This window comes from Macrococcus brunensis (genome assembly GCF_004359615.1).
Classification (GTDB): Bacteria; Bacillota; Bacilli; order Staphylococcales; family Staphylococcaceae; genus Macrococcus; species Macrococcus brunensis.
On the sequence record NZ_SCWA01000012.1, the window covers coordinates 70,647 to 76,744 of the forward strand.

At 41.8% G+C, this 6,098-nt stretch carries 7 protein-coding genes; 3 read left to right on the forward strand and 4 right to left on the reverse strand.

All coding sequences use genetic code 11. The features are described from left to right. Positions 1-23: 23 nt before the first annotated feature. Both ERX27_RS07735 and zapA read right to left on the reverse strand, forming a co-directional pair. The gene (locus ERX27_RS07735) at positions 24-569 is read right to left on the reverse strand and encodes a CvpA family protein (protein WP_133432264.1); all 546 of its coding nucleotides are present in this window, start codon (positions 567-569) and stop codon (positions 24-26) included. After that, positions 562-828, reverse strand: a complete 267-nt coding sequence (gene zapA, locus ERX27_RS07740) for a cell division protein ZapA (RefSeq protein WP_133432265.1) — start codon at positions 826-828, stop codon at positions 562-564. The genes ERX27_RS07735 and zapA overlap by 8 nt, the downstream gene beginning before the upstream one ends. Positions 829-918: 90 nt before the next feature. Here zapA and rnhC point away from each other — a divergent pair, with 90 nt between their 5' ends. Further along, entirely contained in the window at positions 919-1,818 is a 900-nt protein-coding gene (rnhC, locus tag ERX27_RS07745; protein ID WP_133432266.1) for a ribonuclease HIII, read from the forward strand. A gap of 110 nt (positions 1,819-1,928) precedes the next feature. After that, on the forward strand, positions 1,929-4,181 hold the full coding sequence (locus ERX27_RS07750; RefSeq protein WP_133432267.1) for an ATP-binding cassette domain-containing protein: 2,253 nt from the start codon (positions 1,929-1,931) through the stop codon (positions 4,179-4,181). Positions 4,182-4,197: 16 nt separating this feature from the next. Here ERX27_RS07750 and ERX27_RS07755 read toward each other — a convergent pair whose 3' ends face one another. Together ERX27_RS07755 and ERX27_RS07760 are read right to left on the reverse strand one after the other, a co-directional pair. Continuing rightward, on the reverse strand, positions 4,198-4,893 hold the full coding sequence (locus tag ERX27_RS07755) for a M15 family metallopeptidase (RefSeq protein WP_165983127.1): 696 nt from the start codon (positions 4,891-4,893) through the stop codon (positions 4,198-4,200). A gap of 66 nt (positions 4,894-4,959) precedes the next feature. Next, positions 4,960-5,763 carry a hypothetical protein gene (locus ERX27_RS07760; protein WP_133432269.1) on the reverse strand — a complete coding sequence of 268 codons (804 nt, stop codon included), beginning with the start codon at positions 5,761-5,763 and terminating at the stop codon, positions 4,960-4,962. A gap of 135 nt (positions 5,764-5,898) precedes the next feature. Here ERX27_RS07760 and ERX27_RS07765 point away from each other — a divergent pair. Next, a partial coding sequence (locus ERX27_RS07765) for a DUF4372 domain-containing protein (RefSeq protein WP_133432270.1) occupies positions 5,899-6,098 on the forward strand: 200 nt, incomplete at its 3' end.

A 6,098-nucleotide genomic window follows, 5' to 3' on the forward strand; every position in this document is an offset into this window, starting at 1 on the left:
GTCATAGACCTATGCCTATGACTTTAAAAGATATGAATAAAGGCAATGTTCTGAAACCAGTCAATTGCACGGTTGCTTAATATAGGTGTATATTCAATGATTGTGCGTGCGAGTGTACTCGACTGAATTCTGTCCTGAATAGCAGGAGCAGGTATCATCGCAATAAAGAAAAATGCAATAAAAATAACAAGATAACTTTCGATAAAGCCAAGTAACGACCCTAAACTCTTATTGAGCTGCTTTAATAAAGGCAGCTGTGCAATATAGTCAAAGACAATCGCAACCATCTGCAGTACCACTTTACTGACAATGAACAGAAAAATAAAGCTGATCACATTGTAAAAAGCATGTTCACCGTCTGCCCAGTTGATCAGTACTTTAGGTGTCTCACCTGCAGCTGGATAAGGCACGATAAGTGCCAGTTTATCCGCAAGCGGCTGGTAAAAGATTCTGGCGATGACAAGTGCGCCGATAGTGCCGAGTAAATGTAAGGACTGAAGAATAAATCCTCTTCTAAGCCCGATGATAGCCCCTAATAGTAAAAAGAACAGTAAAATAATATCAATCATGGTCGTAACCTTCTGCTTCTAGTTTATGTAATAATATTTCAAAATCTTCTTTCAGTTTGACATAGTCATCCATAATATTGACTGCTGCCAGCACTGCTTTTCTCGAAGTATCCAGCCCCGAGTTGTATTTAGATATTTCACGGATTCGCTCATCGACTAACCCTGCCACATAGCGGATGTGACCCGGTTCATCTTCACCGATAATCGTATACTGCTGATCATAGATCGAGACAGTAATTCTATTTTTAAATTCTGCCATACGATTTCACTCCACTGTGCGTCATTTAATATATATGGTACCATTTTTTATAAGGAATAGACAATAAAAATACGTTAAGAGGAATTGACAATGAGTACAGTTGTAAAAGTGATGGAGAAAAACGAAATAGACAAACTGCTTAATAAAATCAGCTATGAATCTACCAACCTGCCACCCGGTATGATTGCCCGCGCAAAAATACAGGGCCATTCCCTATCCGTCTACCGTTCTAACAAAGTGATGATTCAAGGGAAAGACGCAGAAAATCTGGCTGCAGAACTACTGGGCACAGTAGCGCCTCGTCAGACAGACGCACTTCAGTATGACCAGTTCAATTGTATCGGCTCTGATGAGGCAGGCTCAGGTGACTATTTCGGTCCGATGACAGTCGTCGCAAGCTACGTCTCAAAGAAAAATGCAGAGATACTGAAAATACTGGGCGTCATGGATTCAAAAAATCTGAAGGATCCAAAGATTGTGGAACTGGCTGAACAGATCATCCCGCTGATTCCCCATTCGCTGCTCGTTCTGACCAACCCTAAATATAATCAGCAAAAAGCGCTTGGCTGGAGCCAGGTCAAGATGAAAGCCGTCCTCCATAATCAGGCCATCCAGAACGTACTGACTAAAATAGAAGAACGGCCGGATTATATCGTAATTGACCAGTTCGCTGTCCAAGGTGTCTATGAAAATTACGCACTGATCGCTATTCCGGAACGTGACCGCACACGGTTTGAAACAAAAGGTGAATCGAAATCCATCGCGATTGCGGCAAGTTCTATCATCGCAAGATACGCCTTCATCAAATGGATGGACAGGATTGAAGAGGAAACAGGGCTCGATATCTATAAAGGCGCCGGCAGCAAAGTCGATCTGCAGGCTGCTAAAATCATCCAGCGAAAATCACTTGATTACCTCGACAATATTACAAAGAAAGACTTCAAAAACAGAACAAAAGCACTTGATCTGATAGAAAGGAAGCGTTCATAATGGAACCTATTTATGTTGGAGCGGGGCTTGGTGTCATCGCTTATTTACTATGGTATATCTCAAAAGAAATAGGGAAAAGAAAAAGATAACAACATGAAAGGATTTTTCCTATGGCTAACATTATCATTAAAGGTGCAAAACAGAATAATCTTAAAGGTATCAACGTGGAGATTCCTAAACATCAGCTGATTGTTTTTACGGGACGTTCCGGTTCCGGTAAGTCTTCACTCGTCTTCAGTACAATCGCTGCAGAGTCCGAACGACTGCTGAACGAAACGTATTCTACTTATATACAGAATCAGCTGACTCAGTATGAGAAACCGGATGTCGATGCGATCCACAACTTGCCGGTTTCCATGGTCATCAGTCAGAAGCGCCTGGGGGGCAACTCGCGTTCGACTGTCGGGACAATTTCAGATATTTATTCTGCTGTCCGCCTTTTATGGTCGCGTATCGGCGAACCTTTTGTCGCCTACTCGAACGAATTCTCTTTCAATAACCCTGCCGGAATGTGTGAGACGTGTCATGGACTCGGCTATGTGGAAGATATCGATGTCGATGAGCTGCTTGACTATGATAAATCGTTGAATGAACACGCCATCAATTTTCCGACTTTTGGTCCGGATCACTGGCGCGGCAAACGCTATACAAATTCCGGACTATTCGATAATGATAAAAAACTAAAAGACTACACAGCTGATGAAATGAAGACCCTTCTCTATACAGAGCCGAAGAAGCTGAAGGACGCACCAGAAAAATGGCCGAAGACGGCTAAGTTTGAAGGTGTCATTAATCGTTTCCGTCGCAATTTCCTTATCAATGACGGTTTCGAGAAAAATCGCTGGCTGAGTGAAGTCAACCGTGTTGTCACAGAAAAGACTTGTCCTACATGTCACGGTAAACGTCTGAACAGTAAAATTCTGAGCTGTAAAATCAACAAGCTCGATATCGCTGATTTCACCAGCATGACCATTCGTGAAAATATCCAGTTTCTTGATGAATTAGACGATCCGACAGCGAACTATATCATCAAACCCCTGCGTGCACAGCTGCAGTCACTTGTTGATATCGGCCTCGGCTATTTGACATTATCACGCGAGACTCCTACTCTGTCAGGCGGGGAATCACAGCGTATCAAATTGATTCGTCACTTAAATAGTCCACTCACTGACCTTGTTTATATCATCGATGAGCCGAGTGTCGGGCTTCATCCTGAGGATATCGAGAACATTAACCGCATTATTCAGTCCATACGTGACAAAGGAAACACTGTACTCGTCGTTGAACATGACCCGGACATCATTAAAATTGCCGACCACGTCATTGATATTGGACCTGGTGCCGGCAAAAATGGCGGTAACATTACATTTCAGGGCAGTTACGCGGACCTGCTCCGCTCTGATACAGCAACCGGACATGCATTAAAAGAAAAACATCAGCTTACAACGCCAAGAGAACCTCAAGACTTCATCAGTTTAAAAAACATCTCTAAAAATAATCTGCATGATGTTTCAGTAGATATCCCTAAAGACATGATCACGACAGTGACAGGTGTCGCGGGCTCCGGGAAAAGTACGCTGATTAAGACCGGCTTCAAAAAAGTGAGCAACACGATCACCATCGACCAGAAACCGGTTCATGCATCTAACCGTTCAAACCTGCTGACCTACACAGATATCTTTGATGATGTCCGTGCTTTTTTCAGCAGTGTGACCGGTCTGAAGAAAAGTCTGTTCAGCTATAACTCGGACGGTGCCTGCCCGAACTGTAATGGTAAAGGTATTTTAAAAACTGAGCTCGCCTATATGCCGGACTTCTCTCAAGTGTGTGAAGTCTGCCACGGTACCCGCTATAAGCCTGAAGTACTTGATGCTACAGTTGACGGCTACTCCATCGCGGATGTGCTCAAACTCACGGTGGACGAAGGTATCGCCTATTTCAATCATCACGACAAAATAACAGAAACACTCAAGTCTCTGCAGGCGACAGGACTCGGCTATATGACGCTTGGCCAGTCACTTGATACATTGTCAGGCGGAGAAGTTCAGCGCGTCAAGCTCAGCAAGTATCTGATTGAACAGGTCACAGATCATATCTTTATCTTTGATGAGCCGACAACAGGACTTCACGAAGAAGATATCCATGTACTGGTCACACTTTTCAATGATCTGGTCGACCAGGGCAATACCGTCATATTGATTGAACATAATTTAACGATGATGACAGCTGCAGACTGGATTGTCGATATGGGACCGGAAGCAGGCCAGAATGGTGGCCGTCTGCTGTATAGCGGTCCGCCGGCTGGTCTTCTGGATGTCAAAGAAAGCTATACCGCTCGTCATTTAAAACGATATACCAAATAAAGGTAAGGATTACTCCTTACCTTTTATATTTGCACAGTGTGCCATTCACTTTATACTGACCCACACTCAGCTTCTTGCGACCGGCGATACCGAGATATTCTTCTAATGTGACATTTTCCTTCTTTATACGGGTCGCATGTGTCACACCGACGTAGCGGATGTGCCAAGGTTCATACATAAAACCAGTGATGGCTTCTTTACCTTTTAAATATCGGACGATGAAGCCATAACGCTGACCATTTTCATGGATAAATTTTGAAGCTGCTGTATATTCAAAAGCTGTGTTAAGCGTGCCAAAATTCGTGCCATCTCTAATATCCATCGCCAGGCCAAGCTGATGTTCACTTGTGCCGGGCTTAGCTGATATCTTTGAAGCATAACTAAAACCGTAAAGATTGATGTATTGATTATAAAGCTGTTTCTGCGTCGCATAACTCCTATAACCATAAGCACCAGGCGTACCGACAACATCCAGGACAATCCCCTTTTTCAGCGCGGCTTTCTTCATTTGCTGATAGCTTTGTAACATCGTCTTGTTCGCACCAGGGTTATAGCTTCTTGCCATACCATACTGCTTATTCGCAATCGGCAGCCCATCGATTTTATAGAACTGCTTATTGTAACTGACATTTATTTTACAAGATGCTGCCTCTGCCTCGTGCCCTGTTGCCAGGACCGACAGACTGATCAGCCCTACTAAAATACGTTTCATCTTCATCCCCCTTTTTTTCATTATAGCAAATAAACTGAAGCAGCTTTGACTGCTTCAGTTTATATTTTATAGGTAAGTAACATTGACAACAGTCCAGTATTTACCCAGTTTCTCCGCTGTGATTTCTAAATGTCTGCCGTACTTAAGCGTCATTGTATTGACATGTCGGTCGTTTTTTCCATCCTCACTCAGTACATAGCTGTCTTTCGTAGTGGAAGTTGGTTTGCCGATTATCTTCTGAACATCAGCGAGACGTACATTTTCATCAAAGTTCATGAAAATCATCTGTTCAAGTTTCAGCTTATTGACGTCTGCTTTCAGATTTTTAGAACTGTACCCAAAACTTAATGTACTGCCTTTGCCGTAATCTGCGGACACCATCAGCTCGCCATCTTTGATAACAATTTCACTAGTGGATTCGCCGATTAATTTATAGACCTGCTCTTTCGTCATTCCAGGTTTTACACCTTCTAGTTTAAAGCGGCCTGCTTTCATAGCCTGATAATCTGCTGCAGAGAGTTTTTTAATATTTTTATTGAGCAACTTACCTGGCTTTGAAATTGTCTTTTGTTCCTTAATTTCCTTTGCAATCATGATATTTTCAACCATCCATTTACCTGATAGTCGATTATAGTTGATGATGAAATGATCATATTGCTGCATCAGCTGATCATCTTTAATATCTTTCGTCTTATTATCTATTATGATAGTATCTTTCGGCTTACCCAGAAGTGATTTAAGAGATTGGTAAGAGTAACGAGAATCAGCATAACTAAAGTTTAAATAGCTGACTTTCATTTTATCAAAATTGCTGTAGCGGTCATGAGACTCTCCCCCAATATTAATAGCGTAATTATCATATGAACTCACTAGTGTTGCATAAAAATATTTCAACCTACGGTTTTAAATAGAATATTCTAAAAATTTATTTTCTGTACAAAAAAAGTCCTTTATAATGGTTGGAGGTAGTAATACACATCCAAATCCAATACAAAGGATCTCAACATGGATAAGTTTACTAGAAAATCATCATTTGAACAATGGATTTCACCGATAGATTTCAAGAAAATTTCTCAACAGGTGAAAATCCTGAACTTAGACTACTATACAAAGAAGCTAGATACCTGTGCTTTCATTAAACTCCTGTTATATTCACAGTTATTTGAGACCGAAAGTCTACGAGCTGTCAGTGACAGTGTTTTTTC